The sequence below is a fragment of the Streptomyces sp. NRRL S-646 genome (assembly GCF_000720765.1).
In the GTDB taxonomy this organism is placed as follows: domain Bacteria; phylum Actinomycetota; class Actinomycetes; order Streptomycetales; family Streptomycetaceae; genus Streptomyces.
In genome coordinates this window covers 246107-262859 of the sequence record NZ_JODC01000007.1, presented here as the reverse complement: position 1 = coordinate 262859, position 16753 = coordinate 246107, and the positions used below count along the sequence as shown (strand labels likewise).

The following is a 16753-nucleotide window of genomic DNA, read 5'->3' as shown; positions in this document are numbered from 1 at the left end:
GCTGATAACAGTTGGCCGCCATCCACGGGGTTCTGCCAGGGTGGCGGGCGTGACGCGCCACTTCCTTCCCGGTCTCGAGCTGGCCGAGCTGTTCTACAGGCAGGTCGTCGCCCCGATCCTGCACAACGCGCTGCACGGCGTGGCGTACTCGGCGGCGCTGATCGGCTACGGCTCGGAGGTGCAGGGTCTCGACACCGTACGCTCCACCGACCACGCCTGGGGGCCGCGCCTGCAGGTGTTCCTCGCCGGCGAAGACTTCCGAGCCCGTGCGCAGCACCTGGACGCGGAGCTCGACCGGCGGCTGCCGGCGGAGTTCCGCGGCTACCCGGTTCGGTTTTCCTTTCCCGACGGCACACCGGCCCGGCACTGGGTCCACGTCAACGATCTGCAGGCCTTCTTCACCGAGCAGCTCGGCGCCGACCCGGCCCAGGGGTTGTCGGTGCGCGAATGGCTGATGGTTCCGACGCAACTGTTGCGGGAGCTGACCGGCGGCGCGGTCTTCCACGACGGCCTCGGCCTGCTCGAGTCCTACCGCATCACTCTGGCCTGGTATCCCGATGACGTGTGGCGTTATGTGCTGGCCTGCCAGTGGATGCGCCTGTCTCAGGAGGAACCGTTCGTCGGGCGCTGCGGCGAGGTCGGTGACGAGTTGGGTTCCGCGGTGGTCGCCGCCCGGCAGGTGCGCGACCTGATGAAGCTGTGCCTCCTGATGCACCGGGTGTACCCGCCCTACAGCAAGTGGCTGGGCACCGCGTTCGCCGCACTGCCCTGCGCCGCGGAACTCACCCCGCTCCTTGCGGACGCGTTGTCGGCGCGCAGCTGGCAGGAACGCGAGCAGAACCTGTCCCCGGCATACGAGTTGGCCGCCGGCATGCACAACAGCCTCGGGCTGACCGAACCTCTTGACGTGAAGGTCCGTCACTTCCACACCAGGCCGTTCCTGGTCCTGGACGCCTACCGCTTCACCGATGCCCTGATGGCCTCGATCGGCGATCCCGCCCTGCGCACGCTCCCCCCGGTCGGCTCGATCGACCAGTACGTGGACAGCACCGACGTCACCGACCGGAACCACACGGACCGTCGCATCCGCTACATAGCCGGACCGGGGCTCTCCGCCTGACGGCCCAACACTCAGTGCCCGGGCCCATCGCGCAGGCAGCACCACCCGTGCCGGTGCCCAAGCTGCCGCACCGGCCCGCCGGGCACCCCGGCCGCTGCGCGCTCTCGATCATGTCCTCGCTGTCGGACGCGGCGTTCGCCAGGCTGGTGCAGCACACCGCCGGCAGCAACGCGCCCCCGAGGAACGGCAGCGCCCGCCGTGGTGGAGGCGGTGCGAGCAGTGCGCGTACCCGTTGCGGTACGGCGCCTCCGGCCGCGATCTGCATGCCCGTGCGGGGCGGGTGCGCCGCGGAGGCGAGGGCGGCGCGGCCCACCGAGCGCGCGACGGTCCGCCGGTCGCCGACCTGCGCGGCGGCCTCCTCGTCGGCCCAGCGCTCCAGGATGAAACCGCCCGTGTCGGCCAGCGGGCGCAGCAGTGGACTGACGGCCGCGGTCAGCCGCCAAAGGGTCTGGAAGAGATGGTGCCTGCCGCCCAGATGCGCCCGCTCGTGGGCCAGCAGCGCCTCGCGTAACCTGTCGCCGAGGCAGCGCAGCCTGCCGTGGGAGACCACGATCCGCCCGGGTGCGCCGGGCAGGGCGAAGGCGGCCGGTGACGCGTCGTCCAGGACGGCCAGTTCGGTGTCGCCCCCTCGGTGCACTGCCCCGCATCCTCGACACCTGCGAGGAGCGGGGCCTGTCCGTTGGGTTGCTGCGCGAACACGGCCGGTAGGGCGGGGGAGCGGCGCCGGCGGTCCCGTGAGCCGCGCCGCCGGTGTCAGCGGGCGGTGGTGCGCACCCCGTCCAGCGCGATCGCCAGGACGCGGTCCCGCTGGGCGTCGTCGTCGAAGGCCGTGGCCGTGATGCCGGCCACCATCCGCAGCAGGTCGACGAAGTCCATGTCCTTGCGCGCCTCGCCCGCCTCCTGGGCCCGCTCGAACAGCGGTCCGCCCGCCGCGTACATCGACTCCCGGCAGGCCTGGAAGATCTCGGACTCGTCGTTGAGGGCCTCCCGGACCGCCCGCTTGGTCACCATGTATCCCGCGAACCGGCGCAGCCAGGCCGTCAGTGCCTCCCAGGGCTCCAGCTCGGCGACCTCCTGGGCGACCCGGCACAGCTCGTTGACGTCGTTCGCGTAGACGCTTTCGAACAGGTCGCGGCGGGTCGGGAAATTGCGGTAGAGCGTGCCGATGCCCACGCCCGCGCGACGCGCGATGTCCTCCAGGGACGCGTCGGCGCCGTGTTCCGCGAACGCCTCGCGGGCCGCGTCCAGCAGGGCGTCGTAGTTGCGTGCGGCGTCCTTACGGTGCGGCCGCCGGGACGCCACGATCTCGCCGACGGGAAACGTCACGGGTGCCTCCAGGGCTGGATCGATACGGAGGAATGCCTCCGGTACTTGAAGCGGATGTGTGCCTCCGCTAGAGTGGAGGTACTCCTCCACTTTACCAGTGGAGGGCAAGTCCACCACCTTTCCGCGACCGCTCACCGCGGCCGTCGGCGTGCCCGAATCCGCCCACCGGCGCTCCGGGCCCGCACGACCGTGGCCCGAGAACCCCGGCCGCACCCCGCTCGTTCGGAGAGGCCCTTCATGCCCCGCAAGTCCACCCGTCTCACCTTCGCGGTCCTCGCGACCGGCGCCGGTGTGTTCGCCATGCTGCAGTCGCTGATCGCGCCGGCCCTGCCGACCGTCCAGCACGCGCTGCACACCTCCCAGTCCACCGCGACCTGGGTGATGACGGCCTATCTGCTGTCCGCCTCGGTCTTCACTCCGATCCTCGGCCGCGTCGGCGACCTGATCGGCAAGAAGCGCACCCTGGTCGCCGTCCTGTTCGTCGTACTGCTCGGCTGTCTGCTCGCCGCGCTCGCCCCGACCATCGGCGTCCTGATCGTCGCCCGGGTCGTCCAGGGTGTCGGCGGCGCCCTCTTCCCGCTCTCCTTCGGCATCATCCGTGACGAGTTCGCCCCGTCCCAGGTCAGCGGTAGCATCAGCAACCTGTCTGCCGTGATCGCCGCGGGCGGCGGCGTCGGCATCGTCGCGGCCGGACCCATCGTGTCCGCGCTCGACTACCGCTGGCTGTTCTGGATCCCGGTCGCCGTCGTCGCGGTCACGGTGCTCATTGCGCTCCGCTACGTGCCCGAGTCGCCCAACCGGGCCGAGGGCAAGGTCAGTTGGCTGGGCGCCGGCCTGCTCTCGGCCTGGCTGGTGACCCTGCTGCTGCCGCTCAGTCAGGCGAGCAAGTGGGGCTGGGGTTCGGCGAAGGTGATCGGCCTGTTCGCCGCGGCCGGCGCCCTGTTCGCCCTGTGGCTGCTGTCCGAGGCCCGCTCCCGCACCCCGCTGATCGACCTGCGCGTCATGCGGCTGCCGACCGTGTGGACCACCAACACCGCGGCCCTGCTGTTCGGTGCGGGCATGTACGCGCTCTGGTCCTTCCTGCCTGCCTTCGTCCAGACGCCCCCCGCCGCGGGCTACGGCTTCGGCGCGAGCGTCACGGCCTCCGGACTCCTGATGCTGCCGATGCTGGTGGCGATGTTCTTCTCGGGGATCCTGAGCGGCCGTCTGGAGCCCGTGGTCGGCGCGAAGGCGCTGCTGACCACCGGCGCCGCACTCGGTGCCCTCGCCCTGGGCATCCTCGCCCTCTGGCACTCCGCGCAGTGGCAAGTCGCCCTGGTCTCGGGCGTGTTCGGCCTCGGCATCGGACTGGCCTTCGCCTCCATGGCCAACCTGATCGTCGGCAGCGTCCCGGCCTCCCAGACCGGCGCCGCCACCGGCATGAACGCCAACATCCGCACCATCGGCGGCTCCATCGGCGCCGCCGTCACCAGCGTCCTGGTCACCGGCCGGCTCCAGCCCTCCGGCCTTCCGTACGCCTCCGGCTACACCCACGGCTTCGCCCTGCTGGCGGCGCTGTGCCTGGCCGCAGCACTGGCGGCCCTGCTGGTCCCGACGGCACGCACGGCACGCCCCACCGGTCCGGCCCGCGCCGCCGACCGGACATCCACCGAGCCGGAAGCGGTCGCATCCGGCACCCGCGGCTGACGCAGGTGGCCGACCCGGACTGTCGGGTCGGCCACCGGGCCCGGCGGTAACACCGGTGTACGTACGGTAAGGTTGACCTGCGTGATCCCGCGGTGCACCGCGGGAAGCGCACCGGGACGTGGCGCAGCTTGGTAGCGCACTTGACTGGGGGTCAAGGGGTCGCAGGTTCAAATCCTGTCGTCCCGACGGTGCGAAGGGTCTTCGCAGGCGAGAGCCTGTGAGGGCCCTTCTTCTGTGCGGGTCTCCGGCTTCGGGGTCACGTGGCACCGGAAGGTCACAGCCGGACGATGACGAGGGCGATGTCGTCGTGGGCCCCTCCTGCTACGCCGAGGTGGCCCAGGAGAGTGTCGGCCAGGCGTTCCGGTCCGAGGGTGCGGTGCAGGCGCACGACCTCGGCCAGTCGTGCGATCCCTTTGTCGATGTCCTCGCTGCGTCGTTCGATCAGCCCGTCGGTGTACAGCACGAGCGTGGCCCCGGGCCCGTAGGCCTGCCCGGCCTGTGGGCGGGGCACGTGCTGGGGCCGGGCTCCCAGCGGCGGGTCGGTGGCCTTGTCCAGCAGTTCGCAGGTGCCGTCCGCGTGCATCAGGACGGGCGGCGGGTGTCCCGCGTTGCTGTAGATGATCAACTGGCTGCGCGGATCGATGAGTGCCTTCACGGCGGTGGTGTTCAGCGCGCCGTCGACGGACCGTGCGTACAGGCCCAGCACCTCCAGTGCCCGGGCGGGCGACTCCAGTGCCCGGATCGCGGCACTGAGTGCACTGCGCAGCATGCCCATCACGGCGGCCGCCTCCAGGCCGTGGCCGACGACGTCGCCGACCGCCACCGAGAACCGGCCGTCGGACAGGTCGACCATGTCGTACCAGTCGCCGCACACGTTCAGTGACCCGGTCGCGGGCAGATAGCGCACCGCGACGTCCGAGTGCCGAGCCAGGTCGGGCACCTGGAGCATGGCCTCCTGCAGGGCGACGGCCACCTGGCGTTCGCGGGTGTGGGCCAGTCGCAGTTCCTCGTTCAGCCGCTGCAGCTCACGGGCGCGTGCGTACAGCTCAGCCTCCAGCGCGTCGCGCTTGGTCAGCTGCTGTACCGGCGGCCGGTTTCCGGCCACGCGGGACTGCACGAAGGCGGTGACGTCCTCCACACGGTGGATGATCCACTGCACGCTTCCGTCCGGGGCGAGGATCGGTGTGTTGATCGGGGACCACCACCGCTCCTCGAACGCTCCGTGCTCGTCCATGACCGGGATGTCGTACTTCTGCAGCGCCATGGTGTCCGGCTTCCGCAGGCCCAGCACCCGGTGCAGGGAGGCGCTGAGGTTGCGCACGCCGTCCGCCTCGGGGTCGGCAGGGTTGTCGGGGAACGCCTCGAAGATGTGCTTGCCGAGCAGTTCCTCATGTGTGCGGCCGGTCGCGTCCAGGTACGCCTGGTTGACCTCCACGATGACCAGGTCCGGGCCCAGCACCAGATAGGGGCTCGGCGTGGCGGCGAACAACGCCGCGTAATCCATCTCCGGCAACGCAACCACCTCCGGCCGCCCCCACTCCCTCACGCTACGGTCCCTTGAGTCCCTGCGCTCGGGTGAGGACGACTGGCCCCGGGTACCGGCGGCCGGGCATGCACACGCCGGATGACCACATAGGTCCGCAGCGTCGGTCACGTGTGCGGTGCGCGAGGCCTCGCAGCAGACCAAGGGGTGGTTGCGCATGTGAATATCTGCGCAGGCTGCATGCGGGCCGGGCAGGCCGAAATGCGCCCCGTCGGTCCTGCTGTTGCCACGTTCAGGGTTTCGGACCGGAAATCCGGCTACCCGACCAGCGGTGCCGAGGGCTGCCTGCACGGCGCACGATCCGCAAGGCCCAGCCCTCGTCCTCGCGGCGGCTTCGAGCTGGGGCGGACTCCCGCACGCCCCAGGTCGCGAGGACGATCCCGCGCGAGATGCCGTACCAGGGGAGAGTGCGATTCCTCGCGCCGGGCGGCCGTCGTCCATGTCGACCATGGGCGGCGGTCGTCTCCGACTCTCCGTCGGCATCCCGGCCGGAAGGGCGGCGGTCGTCTCCGACTCTCCGTCGGCATCCCGGTCGGAAGGCAGTGGTGCTCAGGAACCGCCGCGCTCGTGGGGGATCTTCTGGCCCGCCTCGATGGCCACCGGCAGCCGGTTCTCGGCCGGGGGCAGCGGGCAGGTGGCCAGGTCCGTGTACGCGCAGGGCAGGTTTGCGGCGCGGTTGAAGTCCAGGACCACCGTGCCGTCGGCGGCGGGCGGATCGAGTGCCAGGGACCGGTTGGCGGCGTAGGTGGTGACCCCGGAGGTCGCGTCGGTGAACAGCAGCATCAGACTGCCCGCACCACGTCCCGGGAACGCGGTCAGGGACAGCTGCCGCCCGTCCAGTTCGAACTCGACCCTGCCCGGAGCGTCGTAGACATGCTCAAGGCCCTCGACCGCGGCGCCCACGGTGGTCGGCCGCGGCTCGTCGAAGGGGATGTACCGGCCGGTCACGGCCCAGCGCGGGTCGGGCGCGTAGGCGGGTGTTCCGATGAATGCGGTGCGCAGCGGCGCGTCCGGGTGCCGGGGGCGAACGATGTCGTTGCCACCGCGCTTGGCGACCTCGATGACGGCGTCTCCCCAGACTGCGTGGACGTCGCTGCGCTCGGGAAGCACGCCGAAGCGGTGTTCACCGCGCACCCGGGTTCCGTCGACGACCAGTTCCTCGTCCTCGGCGAGGGTGACGACGACTCCCTCGGGGCCGGTGTGCCAGGCGCCGGGTGCGTCGGGGAAGCGCTGCGGCCGGTCGTCGAGCCAGTGCTGGCCGGTGATCGCCAGGAAACCGTGCGGGTCGGCGAGCCGGGCCTCCTGAGCGCGGTACCAGTCCAGCCAGTTCTCGGTGAAGGTCTGGAGGTCGGTTGCGGTGGCCTCGATGGTCATACGGTCTCCTTCGTCCCGCGAGGCTCGGCCTCGCGCAGGGGTACGGGCGTGCAGGGGAGCTGAGGTTCGGGCGGTCGACGGGCTTGCTCAGCCGGCCAGTTCGCCGAGGAGGGCCCAGGTGCGCCGGCGGTCCGTTTCGCCGGCGATCTCGGTGCCCGAGAACACGACCTCGGTGGCGCCGGCGTCCCGGTAACGCCGTACCTCGGCCTCGACCGTCTTCTCGTCGCCGATCACGGCCAGGTCGGCCGCCCGTCGGCCGCCGGAGAGTTCGATGACGCGGGCGTAGGACGGGATCTGTTCGTAGAACGCGAGGTTCTCGGTGGCCTTCGCCCGCACCCCGTCCACGTCGTCCGTGACCACGCCGGGCACCAGGGCCACGATCCGGGGCGCGGGACGGCCGGCGGCCTCGGCCGCTGCGGTCAGAGCGGGGACGATGTGTTCCGCCAGGGCGCGCGGTCCCGCCAGATAGGGCAGGATCCCGTCCGCCAGCTCACCGCTGACCCGCAGCGCCTGCGGCCCCATCGCGGCGACCAACAGGGGGACGCCGCTCCCGGCGCCCGGGACGAGCGCAGGGATCGGAGTGGTGGCGGTGAGCAGTTCGCCGTGGAAGTCGGCCGTGCCGGTTGCGGTCAACTGCCGTAGTGCGGTGAGGAATTCACGCAGGCGGGCGATGGGGCGTTCGAAGGGCAGGCCGAAGCCGGTCTCCGTCAGCAGTTTCGTGCCCAGGGCCAGACCGAGGTGGTAGCGGCCGTGCGTCGCGGCCTGGGCGGTCTGGGCCTGGCTGGAGACCAGCAGCGGGTGGCGGCCGAAGACGGGGATCGCGGAGGTCCCCACCTGCAGTGCGGGCACCTCGCGTCCGACGATCGCCGCGAGCTGGGGTGAGTCCGCGCCGAAGGTCTGACCGAACCAGGCCGACCGCAGCCCGGCTTCCGCGGCCTCCTGGGCCAGCTGCACGGTGGCGTCGACCTGGTTCTGTGCGTCGGATGCGTTGAGTGCTACTCCCACAGTCATGTCAGTCAGAACGGACGCTTGGTGAACCCGCATTCCGCTCCGTGTGTGACAGCTTCATGTCAGTCGTGTGAGGCGGCTGCCCCGAGGACTTCGACCGCTGACCCTGCCCGCATCGCTCCTGTTCAGGCGACCGGTCCCGGTGTCACAGCCCGTCGCGCACCATGGCGGCGACGATCTGGACGTGGCGGTCGGCCGCCGTGTTCGAAACTCGTTCTCGTAATTGAGGCCGTAGGGCGAGCTGGGTCACCGCGATGCCCTTGTCCTCCGCGCGGGCCGTCAACTCGCGTACGGCGGCCAGGTCCTTCTCGTGGTTGCCCGGCTGCCGGCGCTCGTCCCAGCTGCGCATGTCGTCGGCCGGGTACTCGCCGGCCGGCTTCATCGCGCCGGTGAGGAAGCCGCGGCCCAGCGGGGAGTAGGGCACGAAACCGATGCCCAACTCGCGGACGACCGGGAGGACTTAGGCCGAAGTAGCGCACCTTGCCTTCCGCGATCAGCTCGCCGACCGTGCCGGCCACGTCCTCGATGGGGACGTCCGGGTCGATGCGGTGCTGGTAGAGGACGTCGATGTGGTCGGTGCCGAGGTGGCGCAGACTGTTCTCGGTGACCTCGCGGATGGCAGACCGAACAGGACGGTTGAGCCGGCCCGCAGCCGACCGGAGGAGCGCCGAGCGGCCCTGTCTGCCGGGAAACCGTTGTGGCCGTCGCGCCCGAGTGACACATGGGGCGAAGGCCCCATCAGCCCGGAAAACGCTTGGACGCCGTGGGTGTCGTCGCGGGACACTCCCATCCCGCCGCACAACCACACGGGATCGGGATGGGATTACCTCAAGCAAGCAAGGTGCCCCCGCGCAGGGGCGCTGTGCTCCTCGCACTTCGTTACTACGGACGGGAGTTGGGCCGGCTTCGGCTGTGGGCCGTGCCCGGCATGCTGCTCCCGGCACTCGGCAACATCGGGATCAGCTACATCGCGCCGCTGGTCGTCGCGAAGCTCGTCGGCCGTATCGCCGGCGACGCCGGTATCGGGATCGGTTCGACGCTGCCGTACGTCCTTGCCTTCGCCGGTGTCCTGCTGCTGGCGGAGGCGCTGTGGCGGATCGGTCTGCACTGCCTGAACCGCCTCGACGCCCTCGGCATCGAGCACCTGTACGTGCTCGGCATGGACGAGCTGTTCGCCAAGGACGCCGCGTTCTTCCACGACAACTTCGCCGGTGCCCTCACCAAGCGGGTGCTGAGTTTTGCCTCCCGCTTCGAGGAGTTCGCCGACACACTGACGTTCAACGTCACGGGCAGCCTCGTACCGCTGCTGTTCGGGTCGGTGGTGCTGTGGCGCTACGAACCGCTGCTCGTCGTCGGGCTGTTGGCGATGATCGCGGTGACGGCGCTGTGCGTGGCGCCGCTCATCCGGCGCCGCCAGCGCCTCGTCGACCAGCGGGAGGAGGCGATCGCCCGGGTGTCGGGGCATGTCGCCGACAGTCTGATGAACATGGACACGGTCCGGGCGTTCGCCGCGGAGCGCCGCGAGGCCGCCGAGCACCGTACCCGCGTCGCCCACTCGCGGCGGCTCACGCTGAGGTCGTGGGACTACGGCAACCTGCGCATCGACACGCTGGTCGCGCCGATGTCCGTACTGACCAATGTGCTGGGCCTGCTGCTCGCGGTCGCGCTCGGCGGGGGTGAGCACGGGGTGGAGGCGGTCGTGGTCGCGTTCACGTACTACAGCAACGCCACGAAGATCATGTTCGAGTTCAACCAGATCTACCGCCGCCTGGAGAGCTCGATGACGGAGGCCGCGCAGTTCACCGAGTTGCTGCTGGTTCCGCCGACCGTGCTCGACCCGCCGTCGCCGGAGCCGCTGCTGCCGGGGCCCGCCGACGTCCGCTTCGAGCGGGTGACCTTCGCCCACGGGGGAGGGGATCCGCTTTTCCAGGGGCTCGACCTGGCCGTGTCCAGCGGGACGAAGATCGGGCTCGTCGGCCGCTCGGGCGGCGGCAAGACCACACTGTCGCGCCTCCTCCTGCGGATGATGGACATCGATGGCGGCCGGATCCTGGTCGGCGGTCAGGACATCAGCCGGATGCGCCAGGCCGACCTGCGCGGCCTGATCGCCTACGTGCCGCAGGACCCGGCGATGTTCCACCGCACGCTGAAGGAGAACATCGCCTTCGCCCGGCCGGACGCCACCGACGCCGAGATCCGCCGCGCAGCCGAGGCGGCGCACGTCACCGAGTTCGCCGACGTGCTGCCGGACGGCTTCGACACCATGGTGGGCGAGCGCGGCATCAAGCTGTCCGGCGGACAGCGCCAGCGGGTCGCCCTGGCCCGGGCGATCCTGCGGGACGCGCCGATCCTGCTGCTCGACGAGGCGACCAGCGCCCTGGACTCCGAGAGCGAGGTCCTCGTCCAGGAGGCGCTGTGGCGGCTCATGGAGGGTCGGACGGCGCTCGTGGTGGCGCACCGGCTGAGCACGGTCGCCGGCATGGACCGGCTCGTCGTACTCGACCGCGGACGGATCGTCGAGCAGGGCACGCACCAGGAACTGCTCGCAGCGGAGGGCGCCTACGCGAAGCTGTGGCAGCACCAGTCGGGCGGGTTCCTCGACGACGGTGCCGTGGACGACGGTGGCGTCGCAGGCAGTGCCGTGGAAGACACTGCGACAGAAGACACCGCGTTGGAAGACACTGCCCTGGAAGACGGCCCCGCCCGCGCCGACCTGCACTGACCGGCGGATCACGCCCGTCTGGGGGCCTGTCCGCCCTGCCCTTCCCTCTTGTTGTGCCGGTGGGGAAGCGCGGGGCGGAGGTCTCCGGTGGCCATCCTGGCCACCATGTCGGCGAACTGCCCGCAGGCCCGGGCGAGCTCCTGCCGGGTCTGGATCCGCTCGCTGACGACCGCCCCCAGCAGCAGCGCGGTCATTGCGGCGGAGCCGTTGAACGCCTGCAGCGTGATCATGTCGGTGAGCAGGTTGTGACAGTCGAACGGGCCCGATTCCCGGGCCGCGGCGATGATCGCGAAGGTCGACACGGCCGGCGCGCAGGGCGCGGCCCCCGCCAGCTGGAAGCGGAAGGCTGTCTCACGTCATGGCCGCCTCCTGACCCGAGCCCAAGACCAGCGTCGCACGGCCGACCAGGGTGAACTGCACTTACTCCACCGGCGGTGGGGTCGGCGAACCGGCCCGCTGACCGGCCGTTCCGTCCGCCAGTACCTCCCGGCTGAGCGCCAGCAGGTCGGGGACGGCCGGGTGTCCGGGGCCCTCGCGCCAGGCGAGGACGACCGGCACGGGCGGCGCGTCCACGAGCGGCCTGAAGACCAGCGACGGGTGGGTGTGGTTGCCCGGGGTGGCCGTCGTCGAGATGCCCACGGCGCGGCCCGCTGCGATGGCCATGAGCCACTCGTCGGTGTTGGTGACCTCGAGGGTGCCGGCGGGGCGGGCCGCGGCCGGCCACAGGTCCATCGTCGTGGTGCCGGAGACGGTGTTGAGGGCGATCCGATGGGCGGCGAGGTCCGCCAGGGTGACCTGGGGGAGTGCGGCCAGCGGGCTGTCCGCCGACATCACCGCCACCCGCTCCTCCGACACCAGCAGCTCCGTGCGCAGCCCGGCCGCGGGGACCGTGCCGCGCAGCAGGGCCGCGTCGACCCTGCCCTGGGTGAGGCCCGCCGTACGGTCGTCGATGCGCAGCAGGTGCAGCGGTACGTCCGGGTGGGTCTCGTCCCAGCGGCGCAGCAGCGCGATGGTGTGGTCGCCGAGCGCCGCCCAGGGGTGGCCCAGACGCAGCGGCCAGCTCCGCAGGCTGCGCGCGTCCAGAGCCGTGTCCACGGCGGCGAGAGCGGCGGTGGCCTTGTCGCGGAAGGTGCGGCCCTCGGCGGTGAGTTCGAGGTGGTGGGTGGAGCGGTCGACGAGGCGGCCGCCCAGGTGGTCCTCGAGCTGGCGCAGGGTGCGGGAGAGGGCGGGCTGGCTCAGCCGCAGACGGGCCGCGGCACGGGTGATGTTGCCCTCCTCGGCGATGACGAGGAAGGCCCGCAGATGCCGCAGCTCGATGGTCATGCCTCCGGAGCATAACCGCAGCCGAATCGGCATTTCACAGGCCGCAGCCGGGTTCCTAGCGTGGACGGCATGACCTCCACCGCTCGCACCTCGTCCGCGGCGACGCCCGCGCCCGTCCTCGTCCGTCATGCGCCCGGCCGCGGCAGCCTCGGCGGGGTCGGCCTGATGCTGGCCGGAGCGGTGTCCGTACAGTTCGGGTCGGCCTGCGCCGCGCTGCTCTTCCCCCGCGCCGGTGCGTTCGGGGCGGTCGCCCTGCGGGTGGCGTTCGCCGCGGTGCTGCTGCTGGTTGTCACCCGGCCGCGGCTGCGCGGGCACTCGCGCGCCGACTGGGCCGTGGTATGCGGGTTCGGTCTGGCCCTCGCGGGCATGAACCTGCTCTTCTACCAGGCCATCGACCGCATCCCACTGGGTGCGGCGGTCACCGTCGAGGTGCTCGGCCCGCTCCTGTTGTCCGTTCTCGCCTCGCGCCGCGCCGCCGGCCTGCTGTGGGCCGGACTCGCGCTGGCCGGGGTCTTCCTGCTGGGCGAGGACGGCTTCGACCGGCTCAACGTCGCCGGTGTGGCCCTCGCGCTGAGCGCCGGCGCAATGTGGGCGGCGTACATCGTGCTCAACTCCCGCGCGGGCGCCCGCTTCCCGCGGCTGGACGGCCTGGCGATCGCGATGACCGTCGCCGCACTGGTCAGCCTGCCGCTGGGCATCGGAGCGGCGGGCGGCACGCTGCTGGAGCCCACCGTGCTCGGCCTGGGCCTGGTCATCGCCCTGCTGAGCTCGGCACTGCCCTACACCCTCGAACTGCTCGCCCTGCGCCGACTGCCCGCGGCGACGTTCGCGGTGCTGACAAGCCTGGCGCCCGCCCTTGCCGCTCTGGCGGGCTATCTGGTGCTGGGCCAGGCGCTGTCGCTGCCGCAGTGCGCCGCGATCGCGCTGGTCGTCACGGCGAGCGTGGGCGCGGTACGCACGGGCAACCGCTGAGGCGCCCCGCGGTGTGGGTTGTGAGGTGGGCGGCGGCATGGCGGTCGTATCGGCGAAGGCTTTCGGGCCATGGTCGGCACGGGCGGCCGCTGAGGCGCCCCGCGGGGTGGGTTGTCAGGCGGACGGCCGGGCTATGCCGCTGCGGGACACCGGACCATGGTCGAGGACGGCACGCGAGGGCTGTGTCAACGTGCCCGCATGACGTCCAGGGCGGCCAGCGCCACATGCAGTTCGGTGCGCTGTTCGCCCGATTCCAGGTCGCACTCCAGCAGCCTCTCGATGGTGCGCAGGCGCTGGTAGACGGTCTCCCGGGACAGGTCGCCGCGGCGGGCCGCGGTGGTCTTGTTGCCGGCCGAGTCGAGGTAGTGGCGCAGGGTCGTCAGCAGGTCCGTGCCGTGCCGGGTGTCGTGGTCGACGAGTCGGCCGAGCTGTCGTTCGGCATAGTCCTGGACGCGGATGTCCTCGCGCAGCGCATACAGCAGGCGGCGCAGACCGATGTCGGACAGTTCGTGGTAGGAACGGCCCTCGGGCAGGGGCAGTCCGGGCAGGGCCGCCTCCGCCGCGCGGCCGGCTTCGCGGAACGAGCGGGCGGCGTCGGCGAGTTGCGTGACCTCGGAGCCGACGCTCACCACCGCCTCCGGATCGAGGGCGAACGCGGTGCGGCTCAGCCGCTCGACCGTCGGCCGCCACGGCCGGGTGGCGCGCAGGGCGAGAAGGATGCCGAGCCGGCCTGCGGCCAGGACACCGACGAGGGCCGGCACCCCTGCGGCCCGCAGCTCCTCGGACAGCCGGCCCTCCGCAGCGTCGTCCGCCGCGCGCGTGCCCACCAGTACGGCGAGAAAGCCGCAGTCCTCGGCGGGCAGGCCCAGCGCGGCGAAGCGGGCGCGGGCGTCCTCGGGGGAGTGGTGGCGCTGTTCGGCCAGCTCGCGCAGGGCGCTGCGGTGTGCGGTGCGTTCCCAGGGGGTGGCGTGGATGAGGCGGGCGATGGTCAGGGCCATCGCGGTCCGCTCCAGCACGGTGACGTCCTCGGCCCCGAAGTCCCCCTTGCGGGCCGGGAGCATCACGGCGCGGCCCCAGCGCTCGCCCTGGTACTCCACCGGCGCGACGAGCCAGCCCTCGCCGCCGCACACCTCGGTGCGCTCGCGGGACGGCACGCCCCGGGAGCGCTGCTCCCAGCCGGTGAGCGCCTCCTCCATCGTGCTGCCGGAGGGTTCGCAGATCAGCGCCTGGTGCACCAGGTTCTCGAGCACGACGGTACGGCCGCTCATCTCCGCCGCCGCGCGTACCACGTCCTCGGGCCCCGCACCGCGCAGCGTCAGCGCGGTGAACGCCTCGTGGATGCGCTGGGTACGGCGCATCGCGTCCGTCTGGTTGCCCAGCAGAAGGGCATGGACGACCTGGGTGACCTCCAGGAAGTTGACGTCCGCCGCGAGCGTGACGAGGGGGAGACCGCGGGCCCGGCAGGCGTCGACAAGTGCTTCGGGCGGCCGGTGGTAGCGCCGTACCAGCTCGATGACCAGCGCTGCCGCCCCGACGTCGGCGAGTTCGTCCACGTACCGCCGCACCGCGGCCGGTTCCTCGGGCAGGGGCATGCCGGTGGTCAGGACGAGTTCGCCGCCCTTGAGGAAGGACGCCGGGTCGGTCAGTTCGGTCATGTGGACCCAGCGCACCCGCCGGTCGAGGCGGTCCACCCCGGTGACGACCTGCGGCTGCCCCGCGGCGAGCACGGGCAGGGCCAGCGCGTCGGCGACCGTCAACGGACGGCTTGCCGTGTCGGCGTTCTCACACATGGAGCCTCCGGGCATCGGCCTGCCTGCCTGGACACTGTGACAAGCGGCGCTGACCTGCGCAAGAGGCACCGGACCGCGTCCGGGCGCCCCGAATCGGCGCATTGCCGCGCAGCGCGGCTGACACAACGTCCGAACACGGTGCTCCGGCCGGACAGTTCAGGCGTTGTGGCCGCCGCGCGGCGGCCGGGACGCTCGTAGGACCGGAGCACCCGAGGAGTTCCTGTAGTACCAGTACCTCGCGATCCCGGTGAGGTGAGCCAGGCCGGGAGCGCGCAGGGGCAGGCCGCCGACGAGGAAAGATCACTACCCTGTCCGTGTGCTGTCATACGACGAACTGACTCCACCGGAACGAGAGTTGTGGGACGCGTTCCCCGAAGGGCGCCGCGTGGACCTGCGGTCCGGTGTGGCCGAGGACGACCGGGTGGCCGGCGGCGGGCAGTGGGGTCCCGGGCGTACCGTCCGGGCCGAGGTGATCGTCGCGCTGCTGCTCGGTGCGCACTCCCCGCAGCCCGGCGCGGTGGGCGCTCTGACCCTCGCGGGCGCGCGGATCTCCGGCCGGATCAACCTGGCCGGCGCACGGATCGATCACCCCCTCTGGTTCGAGGACTGCTGGTTCGAGCAGGACGTCAGCCTCTTCGGGGCCGAGACCCGGACCGTCGCGATCACCGGCAGCCGGGTGCCCGGGCTCGAAGCCGGGTCGGCCCGTATCGAAGGACGTCTCGACCTGCTCCGGTCGACCGTGGAGGCCGGCCCGGTCTCCGCCTTCCACCGGGAGCTCAGCGCTCTCTCCCTCACGCACACTCATGTGACCGGCGGAGTGATCCTGAACAAGGCAGAACTGCTCGCGCCCGAGGGGTGGGCCCTGTCGGCCGGTGGCCTGGTCACGGACGGGGGTGTCTTCTGCGGGGGCGGCTTCGTCGCACACGGTGAAGTCCGGCTGCTGGGGGCGCAGCTGCCGGGCGGGCTGTTCATGCGGGGCGCGCGGCTGGAGCGCCCCGGCCCGCGGGGTGTTGCCCTCGCCCTGGACAACGCCGTGGCCTCGACGCTCGAGTTCTCCCGGGGGTTCACCGCGAACGGCACCGTCCGCCTGCGCGGCACCCGGGTCTCCGACAACGTGACCTTCGAGGGCGCCGTCCTGAACGGGCCACCCGACGGCGACGGTCCGGCCCTGCTCTGCATGCTCATGCAGGCCGTCGACTTCGACCTCACCCTCGCCCGCCCGCCGTCCGGGACAGTGGATCTGCGGGGCGCACAGGTGTCGTATCTCCACGACAGCGAGCACAGCTGGCCGCAGACGGTGGAGCTGGACGGCTTCGTCTACGGCTCCATCAGGGTGGCTGTGGCGGGCGAACGGCGGGAGGCGGTGGGGCGGCCGGACTCCGTGGCCCACCGTCTGCGGTGGATACGACGCAGCCCCGGCTACAGCCCCCAGCCGTACGAGCAGTTGGCGAGCTGGTACCGCAAGGCCGGCCACGACGACGACGCCCGCCGGGTGCTGCTGGCCAAGCAGCGGCACCGGCGGCGCACGCTGCGGCCGGCGGCCCGCGCCTGGGGGCAGCTGTTGGACGCCACCGTCGGCTACGGCTACCGCCCCTGGCTGGCGGGTGTCTGGCTGCTCGTGCTGACCCTGCTGGGCACCCTGACGTTCCGCGCTCACACTCCCACACGCGTGCAGGCGGGCGAGGGGCCGCGGTTCCAGCCCCTCGTCTACACACTCGACCTGTTGATCCCGATCGGCGGTCTGGGCCAGCGCACCACCTGGTACTGGACGAGCGGCACCCTCCAGTGGCTGGCCTATCTGCTGATCGCCTTCGGCTGGGTGCTGACGACGGCCGTCATCGCGGGCGTGAGTCGCGCCCTGCAGAAGAGCTGAGCGCTCCGCGGGGTGT

General features: G+C 71.8%; 13 protein-coding genes, 1 tRNA gene and 1 pseudogene. 6 read left to right on the top strand and 9 right to left on the bottom strand.

The genetic code is table 11. The features are described 5' to 3' along the window. Nucleotides 1-40: 40 nt before the first annotated feature. Nucleotides 41-1120: a DUF4037 domain-containing protein gene (locus IH68_RS0116705; protein WP_420718990.1), complete on the top strand. Its 1080-nt coding sequence runs from the start codon at nt 41-43 to the stop codon at nt 1118-1120. Here the strand turns inward: IH68_RS0116705 and IH68_RS0116700 are convergent. Both IH68_RS0116700 and IH68_RS56380 read right to left on the bottom strand, forming a co-directional pair. Then, nucleotides 1056-1757 (bottom strand): M56 family metallopeptidase, encoded by a 702-nt coding sequence (locus tag IH68_RS0116700; protein ID WP_030935576.1) that lies wholly within the window; start codon nt 1755-1757, stop codon nt 1056-1058. The genes IH68_RS0116705 and IH68_RS0116700 overlap by 65 nt on opposite strands. A gap of 116 nt (nt 1758-1873) precedes the next feature. Then, nucleotides 1874-2446, bottom strand: coding sequence for a TetR/AcrR family transcriptional regulator (locus IH68_RS56380; protein ID WP_037884883.1), 573 nt, complete (start codon nt 2444-2446; stop codon nt 1874-1876). A 237-nt stretch (nt 2447-2683) separates the two neighbouring features. On the opposite strand from IH68_RS56380, the gene IH68_RS0116690 reads away from it, so the two are divergent. Together IH68_RS0116690 and IH68_RS0116685 are read left to right on the top strand one after the other, a co-directional pair. Then, complete coding sequence (locus IH68_RS0116690; RefSeq protein WP_030935573.1) at nt 2684-4132, top strand: MFS transporter; 1449 nt, start codon at nt 2684-2686, stop codon at nt 4130-4132. Nucleotides 4133-4244: 112 nt separating this feature from the next. Further along, nucleotides 4245-4318 (top strand) — tRNA-Pro (locus IH68_RS0116685). 88 nt (nt 4319-4406) lie between these two features. Here IH68_RS0116685 and IH68_RS0116680 read toward each other — a convergent pair. The 4 genes and pseudogenes from IH68_RS0116680 to IH68_RS55205 form a co-directional block, all read right to left on the bottom strand. Then, complete coding sequence (locus IH68_RS0116680) at nt 4407-5636, bottom strand: SpoIIE family protein phosphatase (RefSeq protein ID WP_030935572.1); 1230 nt, start codon at nt 5634-5636, stop codon at nt 4407-4409. Between the two features lie 588 nt (nt 5637-6224). Next, the gene (locus IH68_RS0116675) at nt 6225-7049 is read right to left on the bottom strand and encodes a DUF1684 domain-containing protein (protein ID WP_030935570.1); all 825 of its coding nucleotides are present in this window, start codon (nt 7047-7049) and stop codon (nt 6225-6227) included. 87 nt (nt 7050-7136) lie between these two features. After that, on the bottom strand, nt 7137-8060 hold the full coding sequence (locus IH68_RS0116670; protein WP_030935567.1) for an LLM class F420-dependent oxidoreductase: 924 nt from the start codon (nt 8058-8060) through the stop codon (nt 7137-7139). 229 nt (nt 8061-8289) lie between these two features. Beyond that, a pseudogene (locus tag IH68_RS55205) lies at nt 8290-8674 on the bottom strand (aldo/keto reductase); the annotation flags it as partial. Nucleotides 8675-8874: 200 nt separating this feature from the next. Here IH68_RS55205 and IH68_RS0116660 point away from each other — a divergent pair. Further along, a complete protein-coding gene (locus IH68_RS0116660) occupies nt 8875-10779 on the top strand; it encodes an ABC transporter ATP-binding protein (RefSeq protein WP_234341382.1) in 1905 nt (634 codons plus the stop codon). Between the two features lie 8 nt (nt 10780-10787). On the opposite strand, the gene IH68_RS0116655 is transcribed toward IH68_RS0116660, so the two are convergent. Both IH68_RS0116655 and IH68_RS0116650 read right to left on the bottom strand, forming a co-directional pair. Next, nucleotides 10788-11081, bottom strand: coding sequence for a hypothetical protein (locus tag IH68_RS0116655; RefSeq protein ID WP_030935561.1), 294 nt, complete (start codon nt 11079-11081; stop codon nt 10788-10790). Between the two features lie 118 nt (nt 11082-11199). Then, nucleotides 11200-12102 (bottom strand): LysR family transcriptional regulator, encoded by a 903-nt coding sequence (locus tag IH68_RS0116650; RefSeq protein ID WP_037884882.1) that lies wholly within the window; start codon nt 12100-12102, stop codon nt 11200-11202. A gap of 69 nt (nt 12103-12171) precedes the next feature. Between IH68_RS0116650 and IH68_RS0116645 the strand changes: the two genes are divergently transcribed. After that, complete coding sequence (locus IH68_RS0116645) at nt 12172-13074, top strand: EamA family transporter (protein ID WP_030935555.1); 903 nt, start codon at nt 12172-12174, stop codon at nt 13072-13074. A gap of 185 nt (nt 13075-13259) precedes the next feature. Here the strand turns inward: IH68_RS0116645 and IH68_RS0116640 are convergent, their stop codons facing one another. Continuing rightward, nucleotides 13260-14864 (bottom strand): PucR family transcriptional regulator, encoded by a 1605-nt coding sequence (locus IH68_RS0116640; RefSeq protein WP_030935552.1) that lies wholly within the window; start codon nt 14862-14864, stop codon nt 13260-13262. A 316-nt stretch (nt 14865-15180) separates the two neighbouring features. Here IH68_RS0116640 and IH68_RS0116635 point away from each other — a divergent pair, with 316 nt between their 5' ends. Then, on the top strand, nt 15181-16737 hold the full coding sequence (locus IH68_RS0116635) for a hypothetical protein (RefSeq protein WP_030935549.1): 1557 nt from the start codon (nt 15181-15183) through the stop codon (nt 16735-16737). Nucleotides 16738-16753 lie beyond the last annotated feature (16 nt).